Annotated in this window: 17 protein-coding genes; all 17 read right to left on the bottom strand. The window is 43.6% G+C overall.

Annotation, left to right across the window (positions count from 1 at the left end; genetic code table 11):
• Positions 1-167 precede the first annotated feature (167 nt).
• Positions 168-2,486, bottom strand: a complete 2,319-nt coding sequence (locus ACXAGK_RS11635; RefSeq protein ID WP_474856360.1) for an efflux RND transporter permease subunit — start codon at positions 2,484-2,486, stop codon at positions 168-170.
• A gap of 15 nt (positions 2,487-2,501) precedes the next feature.
• The gene (locus ACXAGK_RS11630; RefSeq protein WP_474856359.1) at positions 2,502-3,548 is read right to left on the bottom strand and encodes a WD40/YVTN/BNR-like repeat-containing protein; all 1,047 of its coding nucleotides are present in this window, start codon (positions 3,546-3,548) and stop codon (positions 2,502-2,504) included.
• 79 nt (positions 3,549-3,627) lie between these two features.
• The gene (locus ACXAGK_RS11625) at positions 3,628-4,995 is read right to left on the bottom strand and encodes a DUF1329 domain-containing protein (RefSeq protein WP_474825657.1); all 1,368 of its coding nucleotides are present in this window, start codon (positions 4,993-4,995) and stop codon (positions 3,628-3,630) included.
• 11 nt (positions 4,996-5,006) lie between these two features.
• Positions 5,007-7,067, bottom strand: a complete 2,061-nt coding sequence (locus ACXAGK_RS11620) for a DUF1302 domain-containing protein (protein ID WP_474856358.1) — start codon at positions 7,065-7,067, stop codon at positions 5,007-5,009.
• A gap of 342 nt (positions 7,068-7,409) precedes the next feature.
• Positions 7,410-7,652, bottom strand: coding sequence for a DUF2835 family protein (locus ACXAGK_RS11615; RefSeq protein ID WP_474856357.1), 243 nt, complete (start codon positions 7,650-7,652; stop codon positions 7,410-7,412).
• Positions 7,639-10,248, bottom strand: coding sequence for an aminopeptidase N (gene pepN / locus ACXAGK_RS11610; protein WP_474856356.1), 2,610 nt, complete (start codon positions 10,246-10,248; stop codon positions 7,639-7,641). Before pepN ends, ACXAGK_RS11615 begins: the two co-directional genes overlap by 14 nt.
• 47 nt (positions 10,249-10,295) lie before the next feature.
• Complete coding sequence (gene nhaC / locus ACXAGK_RS11605) at positions 10,296-11,771, bottom strand: Na+/H+ antiporter NhaC (RefSeq protein ID WP_474856355.1); 1,476 nt, start codon at positions 11,769-11,771, stop codon at positions 10,296-10,298.
• A 73-nt stretch (positions 11,772-11,844) separates the two neighbouring features.
• On the bottom strand, positions 11,845-13,179 hold the full coding sequence (locus tag ACXAGK_RS11600) for a sodium-dependent transporter (protein WP_474856354.1): 1,335 nt from the start codon (positions 13,177-13,179) through the stop codon (positions 11,845-11,847).
• 86 nt (positions 13,180-13,265) lie between these two features.
• Positions 13,266-15,308 (bottom strand): carboxy terminal-processing peptidase, encoded by a 2,043-nt coding sequence (gene prc, locus ACXAGK_RS11595; RefSeq protein WP_474825645.1) that lies wholly within the window; start codon positions 15,306-15,308, stop codon positions 13,266-13,268.
• Positions 15,309-15,311: 3 nt separating this feature from the next.
• Complete coding sequence (gene proQ, locus ACXAGK_RS11590; RefSeq protein WP_474806732.1) at positions 15,312-15,980, bottom strand: RNA chaperone ProQ; 669 nt, start codon at positions 15,978-15,980, stop codon at positions 15,312-15,314.
• 16 nt (positions 15,981-15,996) lie between these two features.
• Positions 15,997-16,287 carry a hypothetical protein gene (locus tag ACXAGK_RS11585; protein ID WP_118494789.1) on the bottom strand — a complete coding sequence of 97 codons (291 nt, stop codon included), beginning with the start codon at positions 16,285-16,287 and terminating at the stop codon, positions 15,997-15,999.
• 2 nt (positions 16,288-16,289) lie between these two features.
• Entirely contained in the window at positions 16,290-16,745 is a 456-nt protein-coding gene (locus ACXAGK_RS11580) for a GAF domain-containing protein (protein ID WP_474856353.1), read from the bottom strand.
• 12 nt (positions 16,746-16,757) lie between these two features.
• The gene (locus tag ACXAGK_RS11575) at positions 16,758-17,474 is read right to left on the bottom strand and encodes an SIMPL domain-containing protein (RefSeq protein ID WP_474806736.1); all 717 of its coding nucleotides are present in this window, start codon (positions 17,472-17,474) and stop codon (positions 16,758-16,760) included.
• Between the two features lie 331 nt (positions 17,475-17,805).
• Positions 17,806-18,927, bottom strand: coding sequence for a pyridoxal-phosphate-dependent aminotransferase family protein (locus ACXAGK_RS11570; protein WP_474856352.1), 1,122 nt, complete (start codon positions 18,925-18,927; stop codon positions 17,806-17,808).
• Positions 18,928-19,440: 513 nt separating this feature from the next.
• A complete protein-coding gene (locus ACXAGK_RS11565) occupies positions 19,441-19,965 on the bottom strand; it encodes a gamma carbonic anhydrase family protein (RefSeq protein ID WP_474806740.1) in 525 nt (174 codons plus the stop codon).
• Positions 19,966-19,976: 11 nt separating this feature from the next.
• Positions 19,977-20,837, bottom strand: a complete 861-nt coding sequence (tesB, locus tag ACXAGK_RS11560) for an acyl-CoA thioesterase II (RefSeq protein WP_474806742.1) — start codon at positions 20,835-20,837, stop codon at positions 19,977-19,979.
• Positions 20,824-22,707: a protein kinase domain-containing protein gene (locus ACXAGK_RS11555; RefSeq protein WP_474856351.1), complete on the bottom strand. Its 1,884-nt coding sequence runs from the start codon at positions 22,705-22,707 to the stop codon at positions 20,824-20,826. Before ACXAGK_RS11555 ends, tesB begins: the two co-directional genes overlap by 14 nt.
• Positions 22,708-22,804: the final 97 nt, after the last annotated feature.

Genomic DNA, 22,804 nt, shown 5'->3' with positions numbered 1-22,804 from the left:
CAATTGAACTTGGTATAAGTGCCGAGTACCTAACTATTTTCTCTAATAAATGACGCTAATGAAAGCCCATTTTTAACCTTATATTAACAGCATAGATAACTATGCAGAAAACACCCAAAAAAAAGGGCCTAAAGGCCCTTTTTTATGCGTAGCTATGCAAAAATAATTTATGCATCAGGGTCGTTCTTATTCCACCACAGGAACCTAGCCAAGGCGGGCAGTACAATTATTGCCCCAAGCATGTTCACAACGAACATAAATGTTAGCAAAATGCCCATATCCATTTGGAACTTAAGTGAAGAGAATACCCAAGTGCTTACGCCTATAGCTAGCGTTATACCGGTAAATAGCACAGCACTTCCGCGTTCTTTTAAAGCAGCGAAATAAGCTTCTTGAACGGTAGCACCTTTCTTCAGCATTAAGCTTTTGGTAGAAAGAATATAAATACCATAGTCCACTCCGATTCCCACGCCAAGTGCGATAACTGGTAATGTAGAAACGGTGAGGCCAATTTGAAGGTATGTCATTAGTGCTTGAGCCAATACAGACACCACATATAGCGGTATTACAACGACTAACGTAGCACGAATTGATCGGAAGCTAATTAAGCAAAGCGCGATAACAGCACCAAATACATAAAGCATCATTGGATCTTGCGCCGCGCTTACTGCTTCATTAGTTGCAGCCATCACACCGACAGGGCCAGAAGCAAGGCTGAACTTCATATCGTCAGTTTGGTACGCATCGCGATACGACTTTACTGCATCAACAACACGAGAGATGGTTTCTGCCTTGTGATCTTCCATAAACAGGATAATAGGCATAACTGAGCAATCGCCATTAAGCAGCCCAGACGAGGTAGGTACGCGAGAGATAGCCTGAACTAGCGTCTGTTGATTACGCGGAAGAACTTGCCATTTTACGTTCCCTTCGTTGTAACCGGCATTAACGATTTTGGCTACTGACGCAAGTGACACTGCAGACTGCACGCCTTGTACGTTTTCCATTTTCCACTGGAAGTCATCCATGGCTTTCATCACACTATGCGAGGTACAAGCTTCTGGCGTAGTCTCTACAAGTATAGAGATATAATCCACCGTTACTTCGTACTTGTCAGTGATCAAAAAGGTGTCTTCATTGTAGCGAGAAGTTTCATGTAGCGCTGGTGCACCGGCGTGTAAGTCCCCTATTTTCATGTTCTGCGCTTGGAAATGACCGAGCACGAACAAAATCGCGGTGACAATTAAAATAAACGCGGCTGGCTTCTTACGTGAACACGCTGCAATTACTTCCCAGAATTTAGAATTTGCGTTTTCCTTACCAGCAAATTTCTCTACATACTTCTGGTCTAGTTTTAAAAAGCTCATTAGAACAGGAAGTAACAATAGATTGGTAAGTATAATAACCGCAACACCCATACTTGCTGTTATTGCTAGCTCGCGAATAATACCAATATCAATAACCAGTAAGGTCATGAAACCTACAGTATCAGACAGCAAGGCGATTCCGCCTGGAACTAAAAGGTTTCTAAATGCCGCCATTGAAGCCCGTTTCGCACCAATACCTGTCACTGCTTGCTTTTCTACCGCGTTAATCATTTGAACGCCGTGGCTTACACCGATAGCAAATACTAGGAAAGGTACAAGAATTGACATTGGATCCATGCCAAAACCAATGGAGGTCAAAAGCCCAAGCTGCCAAATAACGGCAATAATTGAACAAACCAATGGCAATACGGTAAGCATAAGGCTTCGTGAAAAGAAGTACACCATAACGGCAGTAATGGCGATAGCAATAGCGAAAAACAGTAGTACATCTTTAGCTCCGTCGGCTACATCGCCAATCATCTTCGCAAAACCGATAATATGGATAGACGTATTTTCGTTTTCATACTGACCGCGAAGCTGCTCTTCTAACTCTGCAGCCAGGGCGAGTGTATTAAGCGGCTCGCCTGTTTGTGGGTCAATATCTAGCAACTGTGCAGTTACCATTGCGCAACTGTAGTCACTTGAAACCTGTCTACCAACGATGTTCGCTTTTTCCACGTTCGCAGCCACAAGCTCCAGAGCCTCTGGCCTTGATGAGTCGAAGTCTGCTGGTATGACCGGTCCGCCTGCGAAACCACCTTCTACGATTTCAGTAAAGCGTGTAGACGGAGAGAAAAGTGAAATTACTAACGAACGGTTTACGCCATTGATGAAGAAAAGCTGGTCGTGAACGTTCTTTAACGTATCGAAGAAATTTTGATTATAAATATTATCGTTTTTATCACATACTGAAACTAAGATGTTGTTGGCCCCACCAAAATCTTGGCGGTGCTCAATATACGTTTTCATGTACTCGTGATTAAGCGGAATATTTTTTTCGAAACCTGCGTCTAGACGCATTTGTGAGGCTTGGTAACCAAGAAAAACGGTTGCAATGGCAAACAGTGCCACCACAACTTTGCGGTTACCAAACACTAATTTTTCAAGAAAATGGGTCATTGTTTTTATACTGCCCTATTTTAAATTCAACGTTTTTATGCCATTTGCAGTAACAGCAATGCTGGTACCGTTAAACTCGGTGGCGTTTAAAATCGCCGCTTTATCTTTTATTTGTGACACGGCAATGCCGTCATCACTCTGACAATTGGATGGGTTAGCATAAGGGTCACGCATACTGGTAGGAAGCGGACGTTGTGCACTTACCATCATGCCGTTGTTGCCTAAAGCGTAAACCTTTGACTCTGATCCAACTAGGATTGAATTAAGGGTACTAGTTGAACAAGTTTGCACGTATTCCCATTCCCCTTGATCCCTGTTTACGAAAATATTCCCACGAAGACCTACTGCAAGTACCGTGTTTTCATCCAGCGGCTTGATGTCGAAGAAAGACCCTGTGTAGTCGACGTAATAACGTTCCCAAGATTCACCCATGTTAGTACTTTTTGCTAGCAAACCTGCCTCACCAGCCATGTACAGCGTATCACCGTCAAGAGTTACACGATTTAAGTGAGGTAAAATAGACTCTAACTCTTGTTGATAAAAATCTTCGTCTTCCTTGCGAATTTCTTCGAGGTATTCTTGGTCCATTGGGTCAAGAAGACTGGCGTGGCGTTCTGCAGACCACGTCTTTCCACCGTCAAGCGTTCGATAAAACAGGCCATAGGCACCGGTGGCTATACCTTGTTGTTCGTCAAAAAATAATACATCTAAGAACGGGCGTTGAAGTTCGGGTTGATAATTTTGTATCTCCCATGTTTCGCCCCTATCTGAAGAATGAAGAATGACAGCGTCGTGACCAACTGCCCATATTTTTTCGCCTACAACCGTGGTTGCGGTAAGCGTTGATTGAGTTGGAACCGATTTTTGATTGAAAGTTTTGCCATCTTCTGACACTAATACGTGACCGCGTTCACCGACAATAACGACAAATGAATCAGCGTCTATGTCCAAAAGAACTGATTGCTCAACCAAAGGTGCCATGAATGCTTCTTCGGCAAGTGCAGCTGGAGAGTAACTAGCTGCGAATGTGGCGGCAATGCACGCTGCAATGGTTTTTTTCATAATTAACCATTCCCCCTATTTATAATTGTCTGTATACAAAAACGGCTGGCAATTGCCAACCGTTTGTTGTGTAAGGTGATTAGCGCTTACCTTCTCGTCGTAACGCCTGAGGCGTGAATTCCACATCTCGAGGGCGTACGGTGAAGTCGTACATTTGCTCTTCGTTATCTAGACCAATGGCCAAATAACGACGAGAGTTTAAGTCGTAGTACGCATCGAGCGTCGACCATTGCGTAGGAACTTCATAGTAATTAACACCATAAGCTACACCAACGCGGTACAGTTCGCCACGATTATCATACATATCAGCGACTTGAATTTGCCAGCTATCTTCATCAATGAAGAATACGCGTTTTTGATAAATATGACGGAAGCCTTCTTTCAACGTAGCTTCAACTACCCAAACACGGTGCTTTTCCCAACGTGTTAGGTCTGGATTAACGTGATTTGGCTTCAAGATATCATCATACGAAGCACTGTCTGAATGAAGTGCATAGTTGTTGTATGCGACAAACATTTCCTGCTTACCAACAAGCTTCCAGTCGTAACGGTTTGGAGAACCGTTAAACATATCGAAGTCATCAGTCGTACGTAGGCCGTCAGCAGCAGTTCCCGGCGTATCGTAAGCAATGTTAGGTGCTAAGCGAACACGACGCTGACCGGTGTTATACGTCCACGCTTTACGCGGTTCTTTAACCTGATCTACGGTCTCGTGAACAAGTAACGCCGTACCTGCCAGACGAGCTGGCTTAGTTACTTTTTGCTTAAACATAAACAGAATGTTTTCATCTGTTAGCTTTTCAGGAGTAGCACCTTCTTCAGCATATTTAATTAGCAACTGCTCATCAAAGCCGATTACGTTGTAATCACCACCGGTAGTAACCGCTGCTTGTCCACCGTTACGCTGAACCGCTGCTCCGCGGTAGCGAAGAATGTGGTTCCAGATTGCTTCAAGCCCGTTTTGAGGTATTGGAAATGGGATACCCAAAACAGCACCTTTAAGACCATTACCATCGTCGAGAAGCTCAGCGCTGGTAGCGTTTACCTTAGTCGCATCGTAAACAGCCTGTGGGTTTGACGCAGAACGTCGCGTTGGATAAACCGGCATACGAAAAGTTTCTGGGTAAGCCTCGAAAAGCTTCTTCTGGCCTTCAGATAAGAATTCCGCGTATTCTTTATAGTTCTGTGCTGTTATCTCGAACAACACCTTGTCTTCTGGGTAAGGGTCTGGGTGGTGGTCACCCACACTGTACCCAGCTGGTGCAGACGTAATACCGCCAGTCCAGGCAGGGATACTGCCATCAGCGTTACCCGCTTTTTCTGCGCCAAGTGGCGTAAGTTCATTACCCAATTTGTTTGCGTCTGCATCAGACACTTTAGCCATAGCGCTTGCACCAGATAAAGCCAGTGACAAGGCGGCTGCAATAATTCCTACTTTTCTAATCATAAAAACCACTCTTAGATTGCGTATTTGATGTTAAATGAAATGAAGTCTCTGTCTGATAGCGCATTAGTTGTACCAATGCCGCCCCAGAATGCACTGTAAGACGCCGTTGCAGACCATTTACTTAAATAGTCGAACGTGAAAGAAAGTGCAGCAGACTTAACATCTTCTGTGAAAAGGAATAATGGATCTGGCGTAGTACCCTCAACGTCATGCGAGAAAGTACCGCGAACTCGAAGGTTCATGCCAGCGAATATTGAGTTGTAGTCAGCAACCGCCAATAAGCGATAGCCCCACGCATCGTCAGTAGCAAACGGGTTAGTCTCTGGACCGTCTGAAAGGCCTTGATGTAAACCTTCACGAGTGTTGCCGTTAAGAGGTTCAAGCGACGGAGTACGAGCAGTGCCTGGTGCATTTAGACGAATTACGTCTGGGTCTGGCATATCAACAACGTTTACATAGCCTACTTCACCTAAAAGTACGAAGTTATCAGAGCCAAATTTAGGTCCGAATACATGTGACGCGGTAAATTGCATTTGCCATGTATCAGAGAAAAGGAAACCTTCTGCGGTTTCACCTGGACCTACAGCACGGCCAATGTTATTTAGCTGAGAGATTCCTTCAAGATCTGGACGTAAGCCTGCGTTAGCTAACTGCTCAGGCATACCCATATAAAGCAACTCAACATCATCTATTTGAAGAGGTTCATCTACACGATAAGCAAATTCACCCGCAAGAGCCGTAGTACCAATGTTGGTGTTAAAGCTCATACCGTAAAGTTTGATGTCTTCTGGATAGTAGAATTCAGACTGCGTGAACGCACCCAACTCTGTAATGTTATCTCGAGTAACCGTGTTAGTGGCTAGGAACGCTAGGTCTGCGCCAATACCTTCGGCAGTAAAGTCTGATGTTTTACCAGAAATAAGCGGACGCTGGCTGTGATAGTTAATGTGATAGAAACTAAATTCTGTTTCATTCAAATTCTCAGCAAACCACGTTAAGCGCAAGCCATACTGGCCTTGGTCGTCTGCATCGTTATGCGCCTCATCAGAGAAACCACGAATGGCAACTTTTGTCGGGTAAGCAAGGTAGGCTTGAGAGATATCTGCAGCATCAGCACCTGAGCGTAATAAATCACCGTAACCATTTAAAGCAGTTAATAAGTGATCTAAGTCAATATCAGGGTTACCACTAAAGCCTAACTGAATATTCTGACGTTGACCGCCCTCACCTGCAAAGTCGTTACCGGCGAAGTAGCTGCCTGACACAGGAAGCCAGCTGCGTTGCCACTCATACTGATAGTAACCTGAAATGCTCACCGTATCGGTTAAGCCTAAAGACGCGTAAACCATACCTACCGGTAGGAATACTTCTTTTAGCTCGGCACCTGGTGCACGAGCACGCGTTACATCGACAGGGTTGGTCGTGTTAATACCATGCTGGATGAACGTACTTTCACCCCAACTGATTACTTGGCGGCCAACACGAAGAGTTAGTGGCTTGTCTCCAATCCACCAGTCGCCATAGAAGAAAGCATCATACAAACGAACATCTGTACATAGAAGGTCTTCCGCCTCTGGGTCTTGACAAAGATCGTATTGGTTGCCGGTTATTGGGTTAGAGTAAGGACGGTCACCATCCATTTGCTCGAAATCATAGAACCAGAATCCCCGAGCGAAGAAACCATAGTCGCCGAAGTTAATATCTAATTCATGTGAGCCTGAAACTTGCGTTGCGAATGCATCGCCCGGATCGTGCGCTAGGTTACCGAGGTCACCATTCGTTGAATACGCACCATCAGCTAAACCCCACACATCGCCGCTTGGGTATAAAGGATTAAAAGCTGCGTGATAACCGCTCCAGTCAAACTGAGGATGGTTACTGTTACCAATAAGGTCGTAATCTCTTGCCTCTGTTCGAATACTTGTAGCTAATGTAAATGTTGAATCTAAAGAAATATTTACATCACCTACTTGCCAGTTTGCAGCATGTGCTGGTACTGCAGCAGCACCTAGCAGAGAGAGAACTCCCGCTGCTACCGGTGATATCTTAAAAGCGCTAGGCCCATTTTTCATATTTTTATACTCCCAAGTCGATGTGACTTAATGCGTGACATCATGACCAACCATAACGATTAACAAAATCATTACATCATTTTGCCATAACCGCAAGAACTAATCCTACCAGTTAACAAAATTTACAACATTAGTCGTATCAAATAGTTATTGCTTTATTGTGAGTATAAAAGGCATTTATAAACTTGCAGGAAAATTGTACAAGTTTTAAGAGGATTTATCTTATTTACCGTTAAGTAGCATTTTTAAGCGAGTGGCGCACTACTGAAGACCGTGAACTAAAGACGCGGAGGTAATTGAAGGATTGTGTAAATTATAGCTTTGAAAAAACAAAAAAAGGCCCTATCCGAGCCTTTCAAAAGATTTAATTTTTTTATTAGCGTCAATGACCATTCTGAAACGGCCTTTGATACCGTCCGATGTGACAAATTGGCGAAGCCGATTGGTGGGTACCTGAACACTAAGACCAGATTCACTCAACATGACCACATCAGGCATAGACGGGACATAAAGCACCTCACATTGTTTGTAAGGTGCGTTTATTGAAAAATAAAAGACGGAGTCTGATGCGTTAATGCTTTTCATAAGCAAGACTTTTACTTACTTTTTCAAACAAGTCTTTACTTAGGCCCTTATGGTTAAGTAAGCGTCCAAGCTGCTGCTTCATATGAACTTGGTGTTCACTAGCGAAACCTTGCCATTGGGTTAACGGTGTTACAATACGAGCGGCAACTTGCGGGTTGACTGCATCAAGCTCTAGCAAATAGTCAGTTACAAACTTATAACCACTACCATCTGCGGCATGGAACCTTTCGCTATTATAGAACGCAAAACTACCGATAACAGAGCGGACACGGTTTGGATTGCTCATTGCAAACTGCGGGTGCTCACACAGCATAGTTATAGTAGCAAAGATATCTTCGCGATTTTGCGTTGCATGAAGCGCAAACCATTTGTCTAGAACCAGAGGGTCGTGGTTCCACGTTTGTTCAAAACTAGCCATCAAGCTATCGAACGTAGTTGAACTGCAGTGTTGCGCACTTCTCAGTGCCCCTAGTGTATCGGTCATGTTATCTGCATTTTCAAATTGCGACACGACAAGGTCTTCGTATTGAGATAAGCGTGCTAAATGCGCAAGCACGACATTTTTACAACGGCGCTGATTGATTGCATCTTGCGAGTAGCTATAGGCGCTGTGTTCAATGTTGTTAAACACCGCTAATAATTCTTGCTCTAGCGCGCGGGAAAACTGCTCACAAAATGCCTTTCGTGCTTTTGATAGCGCGGAGACAGTGATATTGCTACGACTTTGACACAAGGTTTCAAAAGAAGGAATAACTATGCATTCGCCAAGCAATTCCAGATTATTCTGCTCTTGAGCTATTGCTTGTTTAACGCCGTTCCAAATAGTGTTACTGATGGCAGAGCCTGGAGATTCCTCCAACTGCTTTATACAGCGGTCATACAATGCTTGCATTGCGTCCCACCGATTGAACGGATCTTTTGCGTGTTTGAAAATAGTAAGTAATGATTCCGTATCTAGCGGATTTTCTACTTTCGCTGGTGCCGAAAAGTTACCTAATACTACCGGTGTTAAATCAGTACTTTTAGCAGTTACGGTTAAACGCAAAGAGGCATCTTTTAAGATAACCATACCATCATCAATGAGCGATTCGTTGTCAGTATAGGTATTGCCCTCTTTATCGATGATCTCAATATTCACTGGGATATAAAGGGGAAGCTTTTCACTTTGGTCTGAGGTGGCGGGTGTGTGCTGCGTCAAAGTAAAGGTATGCTTGACGGTGTCGTTGTCGGTAGCTTCTGTACTGTGTTTAACAGAAATCACAGGCGTACCAGATTGACTGTACCAGCGCGTAAACTGAGTTAAATCTAAATCAGTCGCTGACTGCATGGCTGAAATAAAGTCATCACACGTGACCGCTTGACCATCGTGCCTTCTGAAGTACTCATCCATGCCTCGTCTGAATCCATCAGGACCAAGCAAGGTGTGGAACATGCGAATGACTTCTGCACCTTTGTCATAAACCGTCACCGTGTAGAAGTTATTCATTTCAATCACTTCTTCAGGGCGAATTGGGTGACTCATTGCGCTGGCATCTTCAGCAAACTGATGCTCGCGCATTACGCGAACATGCTTTATACGGTTACTTAGCGCCGAAGTCATATCAGCACTAAACTGTTGGTCTCTGAATACTGTAAGCCCTTCTTTGAGGCTTAGTTGGAACCAATCTCGACAAGTAACCCGGTTGCCCGTCCAATTGTGGAAATATTCGTGTGCAATAACAGATTCGACATTGAAAAAGTCATCATCGGTAGCGCTTTTTTGATCAGCTAAAACAAACTTGCTGTTAAAGACGTTTAAGCCTTTGTTTTCCATCGCTCCCATGTTGAAGAAGTCGACGGCAACAATCATGTAAATATCTAAATCGTACTCTAGCCCGAAAACATCTTCGTCCCATTTCATCGCTCGTTTAAGGGATTCTAAAGCGAAGACGCCCTGGGACTTTTTGCCTTTATCGACATACAACTCTAGCGCAACGTCTTTACCGCTTGTCGTTGTGTAGCTATCGGTTAGTAAATCGAAATCACCGGCCACCAATGCAAAAAGGTAACAAGGTTTAGGGTGCGGGTCATGCCATTTCACGAAATGGGTGTTTTCATCGATATCCCCTTTGTCTACAGGGTTACCGTTCGCAAGTAACATAGGTACTGATTTATCGGCAACGACGGTAACCGTGTAAACGGATAAAACGTCCGGGCGGTCCATGAAATAAGTAATTCGGCGAAACCCTTCCGCTTCACACTGCGTGCAATAGGCACCGCCCGATAAATACAAGCCTTCAAGGGCTTTATTTTGTTCAGGGGCAATGGTGTTAGTAATTTCTAAGACAAATTCATCGAGATGAGTGGCAACGCTTAACGACGTATCCGAAACCGAATATTCGTCACCAGATAAAGCATTACCGTTAATTGCAATAGCGTTAAGCGATAAGTTATCGCCATCAAGGATTAAAGGGCTATCATGATTGCCATTGCGTGAGACAGATAATGTACTGACAACCTGAGTCTGCGTTGGATGTAGCGTAATATGTAGGTCAACTGTCGCTATTGAAAAAGCGGGCGGCTGATAATCCGCCCGGCGTTTAGCTTGAACTGACATAGATCCTCCTAAAAGAAAGCCTACGTGGGTTTATTTGGAACGTTTGGTTAAACCGTTTCTTTACTGTTAACTTCAACGTGTGGTGGTGTAATACGTAGAATCTTAATACCTAAATACGCGTACACAACAGCAAGGATCGGGTTGATTACGTTAAAGAATGCATAGAATACGTAATCAAATGGGTTTACCAATAAAACACTGTGCATGTAGGCACCACAAGTGTTCCAAGGAATGAGCGGAGATGTAAGTGTACCGCCGTCTTCAAGACTACGAGAAAGGTTAAGTTGGTCTAACCCTCGCTTTTTAAATTCTTCTTTGTACATGCGCCCTGGCATAACGATAGAAATATACTGATCGGCCGTTACAAGGTTAGTTCCAAAACACGTAAGAATGGTTCGACTTACCATATCTCCGGCTGACTTTGCGCCAATTAATATGGCAGACACGGCACGTTTTAACAAACCCACACGCTCAAGTACGGCTCCGAACGACATAGCACAAATAATAAGCCAAATGGTATTTAGCATAGAAGACATGCCGCCGCGAGACAGCAAGCTATTTAAATTTTCGTCTGGCGTAGAAAAGCTCACGCCATCAAATAGCGCTGTCCACACAACTTTTAGCGCCCCAATGTTTGCTGAGTCATCGCTACTTGCCATGGATGTAACCACATCCCACTGAAACACAACTGCCCAAACGCCCCCTAACAAAGCGCCAATAAAAACCGCAGGGAAAGCCGGCATCTTCTTAATTGCTAAAGTAAGTAGAACCACAAGAGGAATTAGCAAATGCCACCCCAAGTCAAAAGAGTCATTAAGCAATAGCTGCATTTGCTCAATACGCTCTGCTTTAGCTTCACCTACTTCGTTAAAGCCAAGAACAGTGAATAATACAAGGGCAATCACAAAGCTAGGGATGGTCGTCCAAAGCATGTAGCGAATGTGCTCAAATAAATCAGTGCCTGCAACAGCGGGAGCCAGGTTAGTGGTCTCAGATAATGGCGAAATTTTGTCGCCAAAGTACGCACCAGACACCACAGCGCCAGCTGTGATAGCAGCAGACATTTCCATACCCGCTGATACGCCCATTAATGCCACACCTACCGTCGCTGCGGTAGTCCAAGAACTACCAATACTCATAGCAACTACTGCACAGATTAGACATGCAGCGGCGTAGAAAAACGAAGGGTTAAGTAGCTCTAATCCAAAATAAATAAGTGTAGGCACGGTGCCGGCAAGCATCCATGTACCTATGAGTGAGCCTACGGCTAACAATATGAGGCAGGCACCCAGAGACATGGAAATACCATCAACGATCCCCTTTTCAATGGTTTTCCAGCTGTACCCGTTTTTCATGCCGATAATAGCAGCTAAGCCCATTGCCAAAAGTAACGCAATTTGGTTTGGACCATATGAAGAATTATCCGCAAACAGGTAAACCGCACTTCCCATCATGACCACTAGCGCAAGAATAGGAAGTATTGCATCGAGTAGTGACGGCGTCTTTATCTCTTTATTCGTCATTGTCGTTTTTAAAAACCTTTTTTATTGTATTTATAACGCGTTAAACGTGCTTTTTGCTGCAACTTATGGCGCTTTAGAACACAGAGCGATAAAACATCAGCGCAATGATAACCGGACATACAAAGCGAACGTACCAAGGCCAGATTTTCCAGAAAATACTGTGTTCAGCAAACTCATCACCTTGCTTGAGTTCTTCCAGTATGGCGTCTCTACGCCATACCCAACCAGCGAAAATACACAATGCTAGCCCAAGGAGTGGCTGGCTATACTCTGTAGTTAGAGCAATAACAAGGCCAAACAAGATTTCGAAATTCAAAATAATGATGCAGCTTAAAACAAAGATGATCGATGCCATCAATAGCACGGCCTTTTTGCGTTTAAGACCTTTGCTTTCTACCATAAACGCAACGGGAACTTCTAACATTGAAATTGAAGACGTGACTGCCGCAATCGCCATTAGCGCGAAAAAGGTAAAGGCAACGAAAAGCCCTACAGTACCAATGGTATCAAACAGTGCTGGCAGTACTTTAAAAATCAGCGTGTCACCTTGGATTAACGCGCCTTCTGGCGTGAAGATTTCGACGCCGTTGTTCAGCGCAACGTACATAGCTGGAATAATAAGCATACCAGCTATCACGGCTACACCTATATCGACTAGCGCAACGGAAGCGCCAATGCTTGGTAGGTTCTCATTTTTACTAAGGTATGAGCCGTAGACCAGCATAGTACCTACACCTAAAGACATTGAGAAAAACGCTTGCCCCATTGCATTAATTAGTAATTCCGGGTCTAGAACACGGGAGAAGTCAGGCACTAAATACGCTGACCATCCTTCTACGGCACCAGGCTGAAGGCTCACGTAGACTATCAATGCAAGAATGAGAATAACTAAAGTAGGCATAAGCCGTACTGACCACTTCTCAATACCTGACTTTACACCGCCTACAACAATAAATGCGGTTAAGCCCATGAATAAAAAGCAAAATATAACGTTACGCGTAACTGATGAGGTGAGCAGCCAATCGCTTGCGCTGGTCAATCCAACCATACTGACGGCAGCATCGGCAAAATAAACTAGCATCCATCCACCAACAATAGCGTAGAAGGCAAGAATGAGTGAAACGGTAACACAGCCCCAAATTCCGGTTAGCCTTCCGGCAAAATTACCTGAAATTTTACCTAAAGCGTCAACCATATTCGAACGTGAACTACGTCCAATGATGAGTTCAGCCATGAGAACCGGGTAAGCGAGAACGAAGGCAAGGAGTAAGTATACAAGAACAAACGCAGCCCCTCCGTTACTCGCTACTTTTGTGGGGAAACCCCAAATATTGCCGAGTCCAACTGCTGAGCCTGCCGCTGCTAGCACGAACCCTATTCGAGAGGAAAATTCGCCTCTGATAGCCATGTTATTTCCCTTTATTATTGTTTTATTAGTTTATTTATAGACACAAAAAAAGGGCTGGCCCTAGACCAGCCCTTTTTTCTAATCACTTAGTTTCTTGTGATAGCGTAACGGCCTGTTTCAATCATATCGAACGTGATGTTGGCGGCTTCATCCAAGAATGGGTCTAATTCTTCCATATCTTCCGGTAAGTCGTCCAATGATGTGACAGTTTCCATTCCCATTCGCTGTAAACGTTCGTTAGCACGTGCGAGAGATTTCTCTTCCGCCTCTTTTTTGTCTGCTTCGCGTACAGACTTCACCAGTGAGATAAAGTTCTTATCTTTGTTTTCTTTGTATTCTTCAATATCGTCATAAATATAAGAAAACTCTGGGTTTTGCAGAATGCGTTTGTTGTGTTTCGCTGTTAATACGTCCAGAGCGGCAGTGCCATCTGCAAACGTCGTGTAGTTAGCACGATTTATACTATCCCATGGCAGGGCGTTTTCTGCCTGCGCTTCGCCCCACTCTGATGGCTCTACAGCAGATGGATAAAGGATGTCAGGAATAACCCCCTTATGCTGAGTACTTCCACCGTCGATACGATAGAACTTAGCGATAGTGAACTGAACACTGCCAAGTGGATTATCGTAAAGGTCATAAATCTTGCCTAAACCGCGGTGTTGTTGAACTGTACCTTTACCAAAAGTTTGTTCGCCAACAATAAGTGCGCGGTTATAGTCTTGCATAGCCGCTGCAAAAATTTCTGATGCTGATGCGCTATAACGATCAACTAATACTGTCAGTGGGCCATCGTAGGCGACCTCACCATCAGTATCACGATTTACGCTTACTTTGCTTTGACCATAGCGAATTTGAACTACTGGGCCTTTTTCTATAAATAAACCGGTTAACAATGTGGCCTCAGTAAGTGAGCCACCTCCGTTACCGCGTAAATCAACAATCACGCCTTTCACGTTTTGTGCTTTCAAGCTTTCTATTTCTTTTGCAACATCCATACTTAGGTTGTTGTAAAAGCTTGGAATGGTGATTACACCTAATGGTTCACCTGCGTGAGGACCTGTTTCAGGTACATATACTTCAGACTTTGCGGCGCGATCTTCAAGTTTTATTTTATCGCGAGTAAGACTAACCACCGAGGTTGTTTTAGACTCAGAGGCGCCTTTTTCAACTTGTAATCGGACAGTACTTCCTTTCGGGCCTTTGATAAGCTCAACGACCTCGTCTAGTCGCCATCCAATTACGTCTACAAATTCTTCATCGTCTTGCGCTACGCCAACAATCTTATCTTCAGGCTTTATTGCGCCCGATTCGTCTGCTGGCCCGCCTGGCACTACACTTTTTATAACTGTGTAGTCGTCTTCGCTTTGTAATACCGCACCGATACCTTCAAACGACAAGTTCATGTCCATTTGGAAACGTTCAGCGTTTCGCGGAGACAAATAACTAGTGTGAGCTTCTATAGTGCGAGCAAAGGCATTCATCGCAGTTTGGAACACGTCTTCGCTTTTCGCCTGTTTAGTACGCTTAATTGCTCGCGTGTAACGTTTGGTAAGCAGCTCTTTTGCTTCTTCCCACGTTTTATCTGCAAGTATCAAATTCAACGCATCATATTTAACGCGTTGACGCCAGATTTCATCAAGCTCAGCTTTATTTGCAGGCCAGTCCGCGTCTTCTCTATCGTAAAAGAATTTATCGCCTTCTTTTTCGAAATCAAATGGCCCTTTTTCTAACAATGATAATGCAAACTCATAACGTTCAATGCGACGCTTCGCACTTACGTTATACATATCATAGGCAACTGAAAGGTTACCTTTACTCAGCGCATCATCGAACAGGGTGCGGTATTTTTCAAAACCTACCACGTCAGACAATAACAATACTTGCTTATTGTGATCTAATGAATCGATAAAGCGCTGATAAACTCGAGCAGAAAGCGCGTCATCCAACGATATTTCCTTGTAATGCGCCCTTGTAAAAAGTGCGCTTACTCGTTTTGCGGCAACACTGTGTTGAGATTCCTGCTGTAAAATAGGAAGCTCGTCTACCTCTGGTGTTGACGTAACGGCGCCAGCTCCTACCCCTACGGTAAGAAAAGCACTGGCGATGGAAATTCGAAGGATGTCTCTCATATTTTACGACCTCTTGGAGCGTGCCAAACGTAAAGCGTCTGCGTTTACTTTAACTACCATGCCTGAGTCTAATTGAACGTGGATGCCATCTTTAGCAACTTCGGTAATTACTGCTGGCATAGGTGCTTTACCTAATTTAACGGTAACTTGCGTACCTTGCTGTAAATCGCTGTCGGTCAATTTCGCAGGTGGTGTAGTGTTTGGTCTGTTATTTTTCGGTTTAGTTCCGCGCTTAGTATCAGCATGGTCCGAATTTGCAGATTTTTCACCTTTTGGACGATTAAATTGACGTTTGTCTTTACGCTTAGGCTGCTGTGCAAGCTTAGCTTTGCGCTTTTCAGCGGCTTTAGCTTTGCTTTCTTCAAGCTGCTGTTGCGCGTGATCAGCATGTTCTTTTTCAATCGCATCGCCTTCAACGCCGTCTAAATCTACACGGTTCGCACCTTCCTTGATGCTATAAAGATAGCGCCAGCTGTTGGTGTAATGACGTAGTGTAGATCGAAGAAGCGTCTTGCTAACGCGTTCCTCTTCTTCTAAACGAGTGGCTAGATCTTGAAAAATACCGATCTTAAGTGGGCGGGCCTCGCCTTCAATGCTAAAACATTTCGGAAAGGTCTCTGCAAGGAAAGCTATCACTTCCTTACTGTTAGTAAACTTCTCTGGTGATTCCATTAACTTTCTAAATTATTCAGGAGATTTCATCGTTACTTGCATCATCCCAAGTTGCCAGCGTGTGGTCAACCCAATCAAGCAATTCGTCGTCATCTATTTCTAATAAATGCTTATCTTGTTGCCAAGATTCCCATGCGTAGTGCAAAATTTGCTCTAAACGCTGTGTTTCGATATCTTCTTCTGCATTGTCATAAACCGCGTGAAGAATGAAGTTTAAACGTTCAGATGCCTCATCTGGGTCATCATGAAAGTCTTCCATATCTTCAAATGTGGATAAAACAACGTGTATGTCGACACTGGATTTCATAATTATTTCTGCGAATCCATGAGAATTTGAGCAATTTCAACGAGCCCTTTTTCGTCTTCTTCACTAAAACGTTCAAACACAGGGCTGTCGATATCCAGTACGCCGATGAACTTATCATTGAGTACAAGTGGAACAACAATCTCAGAGTTAGACGCGGCATCACAAGCAATGTGTCCTGCAAACTGATGAACATCGGCTATACGCTGAACGGTTCTGGTACTTGCACTTGTACCGCAAACGCCCTTTCCTAGGGGAATACGAATGCAAGCGGGCTGACCTTGGAATGGACCAAGTACCAATTGCTCTTCTTTAAAAAGATAGAAGCCTGCCCAATTTACCTCTTCGAGGTTATTGAAAAGCAGTGCACTGATGTTGGCCATATTAGCAATGAGATCATGCTCGCCAGAAACCAAGCTCTTTGCTTGGGCGACTAACTGGCTGTACTGTTGTTCTTTCAAACGAATTTCCTGCTATTGAACAATATTAAAAGACACATTAATCCGCGCTTCTATACGCTCTTGACCCGGTAAAGACATAGACATGTCTTTGGCAAAAGCTTCAGCACGCATTACTGGAATCGGCATATTGCCACCAGATTCTGAGATTGCAACTACTTCACCTACTTCCACCTCTAATTCTTTCGCTAATAAGTGGGCGCGTTGCTTTGCGTCTTTCACTGCAGCAATTAGAGCTTTCTGGTATGCATCGCCTTCACCAATAGTGATAAAGTTAAACTGTTGGATACGGTCAACACCACGCTTTAGCACGCCATCTAGCACTTTATCGTAGGTTTCAAGATCGGTTGAGGTAACTGTGATATCACGAGATAGAGTGAAACCTTCTTGCTGTCGCCCTTGCGGTGTATTGGTATAACGAGGTTGCAAGCGCACTTGCATACTTTGAATATGCTTTTCATCTATGCCTTGATTAAGGAGAAACTTAACGATAGAACGCAAGTCTGCATCTAGTCGCGTATTGAGTTTGCCTACCGTTGCGCCCTCTTCTTCAACAACCAACTTCACTGAGTAAGCATTTGGTGTCACTTCTACAGCACCTACGCCTTGAACATTTATTACTGCATCTTGTGCAGCTTGAGCAGAAACCACTGGGGCGGACAATGCGATTACTGCTGAAGCCCAAAGCGCTCTTGTGAACATGTTTGGTTTAGTATGCATAAATAATTTCATATTGATTCCTTTTCAGAAGACATGTTTATTCACTTTGTTATTGAGAATAAATGTACATGGCTGAATAGTGTATGAATGTATTTGATGCAGGAAATATTAGCACTGAACCGCAAGTTAGAGAGTTACAACTTCGTCGAGCAGCGTTATTTATAAGTTAAGCCTCGTGTTAACAATAGTAAACAGGGGCAACTAGTTGAGATTATTTCAAAAGATGAAGCTCAAAAAGCCAACATGTTTAACAACTTAGAAGCTTCGCATGTTGGCGTTTATTAGGCATTAGGTAAGAGTAGATATTTGGGGTTTGGTCATCCTGGCTTGTTTCAAAAAGCTGCTATTTCAATACGCTTCGCAACGCTGCTAAACAGTGGTCTATGTTGCGTGGCTTACACGCATAACCCATCAGCCCAATACGCCATACTTTTCCTGCATGATCACCCAGCCCTGCCCCTATTTCTAGATTAAAATCTTCAAGTAGTTGCTTCCGAACGACTGCATCATCTACACCGTCTGGTATTTTGACAACATTTAGCTGAGGTAAGCGGTAAGCACTGTCTACGGTTAGCTCTAAACCAATGTCACTTAAACCTTGTGCAAGTTTTTCGTGGCCTGCGGCATGTCGCTTCCACGCATTTTCTACCCCTTCTTCTTTTAATATTAGAAGCGATTCGTACATCGCATACATGCTATTAACGGGAGCAGTATGATGGTACGCACGTTTTGCGCCTTGGCCCCAGTAACCGACAATCAAATTCATGTCTAAGAACCAGCTTTGCACTTTTGTTTTTCTGTTTTGAATGACGTGAACTGCTTTATCACTAAAAGAAACGGGTGAAATACCTGGCACGCAACTTAAGCATTTTTGTGAGCCTGAATAAATAGCATCGATACCCCATCCATCTACATCTAACTCAATGCCCCCTAACGAAGTAACCGCGTCGACGATACTTAAACAATCATATTTTTGAGCTAGTTCACACAGTGCTTTGGCTTCATTGCGTACACCCGTTGATGTTTCTGCATGAACAAAGGCAAGAATTTTTATATCGGGGTTGGTTTTTAAAGCATCTTCAACAGCGTTAAGGTCGGTTTGCTCACCCCACGCATTTTTAATGGTGATAGCTTCACCACCGCATCGCTCAACATTTTCGACCATGCGGTTGCCAAAAACGCCGTTAATGCATACAAGTACTTTATCGCCAGGCTCTACCAGATTAACAAAACACGCTTCCATACCCGCGGAGCCAGGGGCAGAAATGGGCATAGTGAGAGCATTTTCGGTTTTAAATGCATATTGTAATAGCTGTTTCGTTTGATCCATTAACTCAATGAATAGAGGATCCAAATGACCTAAAGTAGGTCTAGCCATGGCATTTAGTATTCTTGGATTAACGTCGGATGGTCCTGGACCCATCAAGGTACGCTCAGGCGGTATAAAAGTAGAAAAAGATTGCATAATCCATCCTTATTTTTGTGAGAGCCAATGATTATAGTTATTGTCTTGCCTTCTAAGCATGACCAATGCCGTCATACTACAAGTTTGGTTAAAAGGAACAACCGTCTGTTTTGAACATAAATAAGATGAATGAGCGCCGCACTACACATTCACCTTTATGTATATGCAGAAATCGAAAGGCTATAAAGATGGGAAAGTTACGGCCGAGTGAATAAGTGCGTCAAATTGAGTCAAAATTTTTACCACATCCGACCAGCATTTAGTTCATTGATATATTTAAGGTTATTTCTATACTTAGGTTAGTAATCAGGGTGTAAGATAAAATTCACACAATTGCTGTTTATATTTTGAGCTAATTTAAACTATACTCATTGTCCGTTTAAAGTTTTTTATTTAAACTCTCCCTGTAAAAGTTAGCGCACGGCTCAGCAATGAGCCATTCCCCTAGGCCCGGAACGTTTGTTCTGGGCATTTTTTATGGGGAAAGAAAAAATTAAATGGCGAGTAGGATGATTACTCATCAATCTGTTGCAAAGATGTCATGTAAGTCTTTGCGTTGCTGACATAGTGGTCTGCTGAGGCCTTTAACTTTGGCTCTACGTTTTCATCAAAAGTTCTGATAACTTTGCCTGGTGCTCCTACAACTAAGCTGTAGTCTGGGATTTCCATGTTTTCAGTGATTAGTGTATTAGCGCCAATAATACAGAACTTTCCAATTTTCGCACCGTTTAGCACCACGGCGTTAATACCTATCAACGAGTAATCGCCAATTTCACAGCCGTGAAGCATAACTTTATGACCTACTGTCACTCCTTTGCCAAGGACCAAAGGAATTCCCGCATCAGTATGTAACACGCTGCCGTCTTGGATATTTGTATTCTCACCCACCGATATTTTGTCCATGTCGCCACGGATTACCGCGTTAAACCAAACACTGGCACCCTCTTTAAGTTCTGTGTTTCCAATAACGTGAGCCCCCGGTGCAATGAAAGCGCTCTGGTGAACTTGCGGTGTTGCTGAACCTAACTTATAACGCATTCGCTTATTCCCTATTCGTCTACTTTTCTCATTAACCCTTCTTGCATGGTTGATGCAATAAGTTCGCCTTTTTGATTAAAAATCTGACCGCGAACTAAGCCCCTAGACCCACCACTAAATGGGCTTTCCATTGCATATAACATCCATTCATTCATGCTAATTGGGCGATGAAACCACATTGCATGATCAATGGTTGCAATGCGAAGCGACTTATCAGTTACAGCAACACCATGAGGTTGTAATGAGGTACTTAAAAAATGATAGTCTGATGCGTAAGCAAGTGCAGCTTGGTGCACGGCAAGTTGCGCATCCATGGTATCTCTTGCTTTTAACCAAATATAGCGGGTAGGTTCACGCTTAGCTGAATGATATGAATTTGCTGCATCTACGGTGCGAATATCAACCGGTTTGTGGTAGCTTAACGCTTCCTGCATAGGGCGCGCTATTTTGTTGAAGTTCGCTTCGTAAAACTCTATGTCAGATTGCACTTCTTCAGGCGGAGGGACATCGGGCATGGTGGGATTCTGATGCTCCATGCCTTCTTGTGGCACTTGGAAAGATGCAGTCATGTAGAATATGTTTCTGCCATCTTGTATCGCTTTGACGCGACGAGCCGAGAAACTTCTTCCGTCTCGTACTATTTCTACGTCGTATACAACTGGTTTTTTAGCATCGCCCGGTAAAAGGAAGTAGGTATGGAATGAATGGGCCACTCTGTCTGGTGATACGGTCTCATAAGCAGCTGCCAGAGCTTGTCCCAAAACTTGCCCGCCAAATAAAGCTCTAAAGCCTAAATCCCAGCTTTGACCTCGATAGATGCCAGCTTCCACTGTTTCAAGTTCAAATAGTGATGATAGTTTAATCTCGGACATGTTGTACGTTCTCTTCTATAACTGCTTTGGGGTTTCGCGGGTAATATTTTTCAGGCAATTTTGCTTTATGCTCAAAAAAGCGCGTATCTTTATAGGGTAACTTCATAAACCCTGAAATGCCTAGCCCTTTTATGTTAGGAATTTGTTGCACTAGTTGCGCCAGTAAAGCTTTAAAGCGCTCTTCTTGGCTATGGTCAAGCAAGGTATAATAGTTGTGTATCTTCAGGTGTTTAGGTAATGCTTCAAATATAATACATCCTGTGTGATGAATTGTGTTTAACTGTACGATAGTTTCGATGATATCTTTCGGCAGCTTAAGTAATTCATCAGGATCATCGCCGTCTTCAAAGTAAGAGTGAGTTCGGCTCTCGTCTTTTTGTGCAGAAACACGTGACAACTCATAAGGAATGGAAAGGTCATTACCAGGTAGAAAATCTTCATCTTCGCTGTCGCGTTCAATATGAAGCGTATTCTTCGCATTAAACATACAGCATTTAAAAACGGCTGGCTTGTGTATAGCTCTCGCTAAATTAATCACGTTATTTACCGCTAAATCAAAGGCAGTTTTGAGGGTTTCATCATACAAGTTCAGGCTGGAATCTACATAAATACCCTCTGGCTCCCAACGTACCGCCATACCGCCTACTACTGGGTAGCGTCCTAGCCTACTGATGGCTGATACGAATGCTTTTTCAGTATCTCCCATACCTTGCAGGTAGTTTTTGTAGTAGCGGTCAAATTGCGCATCGTCTATGTAGCGTAACTCTTCTACGTCTTTATCATCTAAAGAGTCAGATAGCAGCGCCTGTTGGCGTAAATAAGACTTCCGCGAACTGTAAACGACGGTTTCAATATCAGCATTTAGAGTATGGGTGAGCCAAGTGGGTATTAACGGCGTGTATTGCGTAGGTTTGTCTTGGGTGAAAACCATGTTTTTTAAAACGTGAAGGTGGTTAAACAAATAATCGCCTCCCTGTCTTCTTTTAACAGGGTCATCACTAAGCATATATTCCAAAATATTAGCAAGCATTTTGGGTAACCCGAGGGATGATGGCGTAATAACTTTACTTCCATAGCGACAAGATTGCCCTGATGCTAGCGCATATAGGGTGCTAGCTAATCCCTGCTCATCAAAGCGCGGGCTTGAAAGCGCACCGCTTAACTGCTCTTCGCCGATAAAGTAAACGTCGCCAAGCCGTGCGTTCGTCTGATGAAGTTCGCCGGACATCAAATCCATGACGTTGTTACCCACATATTGCCCAGCGATATCGGTCTGAGCGAAGACCGAAGACCCCCAGTCTATTAAGCCTATAGATTCATTAGTGGCATCCCAGACCAAATTTGAGGGTTTAATATCGCCGTGGACAATAGGCTTAATTTCGCCATTCTCGCTGTATTGGCGAAAACTCGACAAAAGCTCGCCCACTTGAACGGCTATTTTCACGATAATACGGGGCGACAAAGGGCCTGTTTTCAAGCTTACTTTTTCTAAATCTTCACCAGGCGCTCTGCCCATCACTAATATTGATTGCTTACGTATCTGCTGATATTCAATAAAACGCGGCACAAACTCATGGTTAACGTGAGACAGCATAAAGGCTTCCTCTTCTAACCTGTCCTGAACGTGCTGCGGTAAGGTTATACGCGAGAACTTAAATACCCGTGATTCTCCACTCGGCGCATTCCCTGCAAATGCAAAACCAAATGCGCCTTTTCCTAAAAGTTCAATATCGCTATACCCCAACCCAGCAAGTTGAGACATACAGAGATTTACCCAGTCTTTCAGTTTTTTTGCATCCGCATGGGATAGCAAGTAAATCGACTGTTCATCTGGTATGTAAAAGTGTTTTAAACCTTTAAGCTGAGACATTTCATTGTTTCACGGTTATGGAATTATTGATGTACTATTCACCGAGTAATAGGCCAATTAACTATTTGCTTGCCGTTAATTGGCACCTAGTTGACTA

This window comes from Alteromonas sp. ABM1_013 (assembly GCF_056160505.1).
The sequence above is the reverse complement of the archived record's forward strand: the minus strand, read 5'-3'. Positions and strand labels throughout refer to the sequence as shown.

Coding starts and splice junctions, on each gene's coding strand:
- ACXAGK_RS11625 (WP_474825657.1), bottom strand. CDS start 4,995: ATGATTAGAAAAGTAGGAATTATTGCAGCCGCCTTGTCACTGGCTTTA.
- ACXAGK_RS11565 (WP_474806740.1), bottom strand. CDS start 19,965: ATGCGTTATAAGTTAGGTTCAGCAACACCGCAAGTTCACCAGAGCGCT.
- ACXAGK_RS11635 (WP_474856360.1), bottom strand. CDS start 2,486: ATGACCCATTTTCTTGAAAAATTAGTGTTTGGTAACCGCAAAGTTGTG.
- ACXAGK_RS11600 (WP_474856354.1), bottom strand. CDS start 13,179: ATGGCTATCAGAGGCGAATTTTCCTCTCGAATAGGGTTCGTGCTAGCA.
- prc (WP_474825645.1), bottom strand. CDS start 15,308: ATGAGAGACATCCTTCGAATTTCCATCGCCAGTGCTTTTCTTACCGTA.
- ACXAGK_RS11575 (WP_474806736.1), bottom strand. CDS start 17,474: ATGAAATTATTTATGCATACTAAACCAAACATGTTCACAAGAGCGCTT.
- pepN (WP_474856356.1), bottom strand. CDS start 10,248: ATGTCAGTTCAAGCTAAACGCCGGGCGGATTATCAGCCGCCCGCTTTT.
- ACXAGK_RS11615 (WP_474856357.1), bottom strand. CDS start 7,652: ATGAAAAGCATTAACGCATCAGACTCCGTCTTTTATTTTTCAATAAAC.
- ACXAGK_RS11585 (WP_118494789.1), bottom strand. CDS start 16,287: ATGAAATCCAGTGTCGACATACACGTTGTTTTATCCACATTTGAAGAT.
- tesB (WP_474806742.1), bottom strand. CDS start 20,837: ATGTCCGAGATTAAACTATCATCACTATTTGAACTTGAAACAGTGGAA.
- ACXAGK_RS11620 (WP_474856358.1), bottom strand. CDS start 7,067: ATGAAAAATGGGCCTAGCGCTTTTAAGATATCACCGGTAGCAGCGGGA.
- proQ (WP_474806732.1), bottom strand. CDS start 15,980: ATGGAATCACCAGAGAAGTTTACTAACAGTAAGGAAGTGATAGCTTTC.
- ACXAGK_RS11570 (WP_474856352.1), bottom strand. CDS start 18,927: ATGCAATCTTTTTCTACTTTTATACCGCCTGAGCGTACCTTGATGGGT.
- nhaC (WP_474856355.1), bottom strand. CDS start 11,771: ATGACGAATAAAGAGATAAAGACGCCGTCACTACTCGATGCAATACTT.
- ACXAGK_RS11630 (WP_474856359.1), bottom strand. CDS start 3,548: ATGAAAAAAACCATTGCAGCGTGCATTGCCGCCACATTCGCAGCTAGT.
- ACXAGK_RS11555 (WP_474856351.1), bottom strand. CDS start 22,707: ATGTCTCAGCTTAAAGGTTTAAAACACTTTTACATACCAGATGAACAG.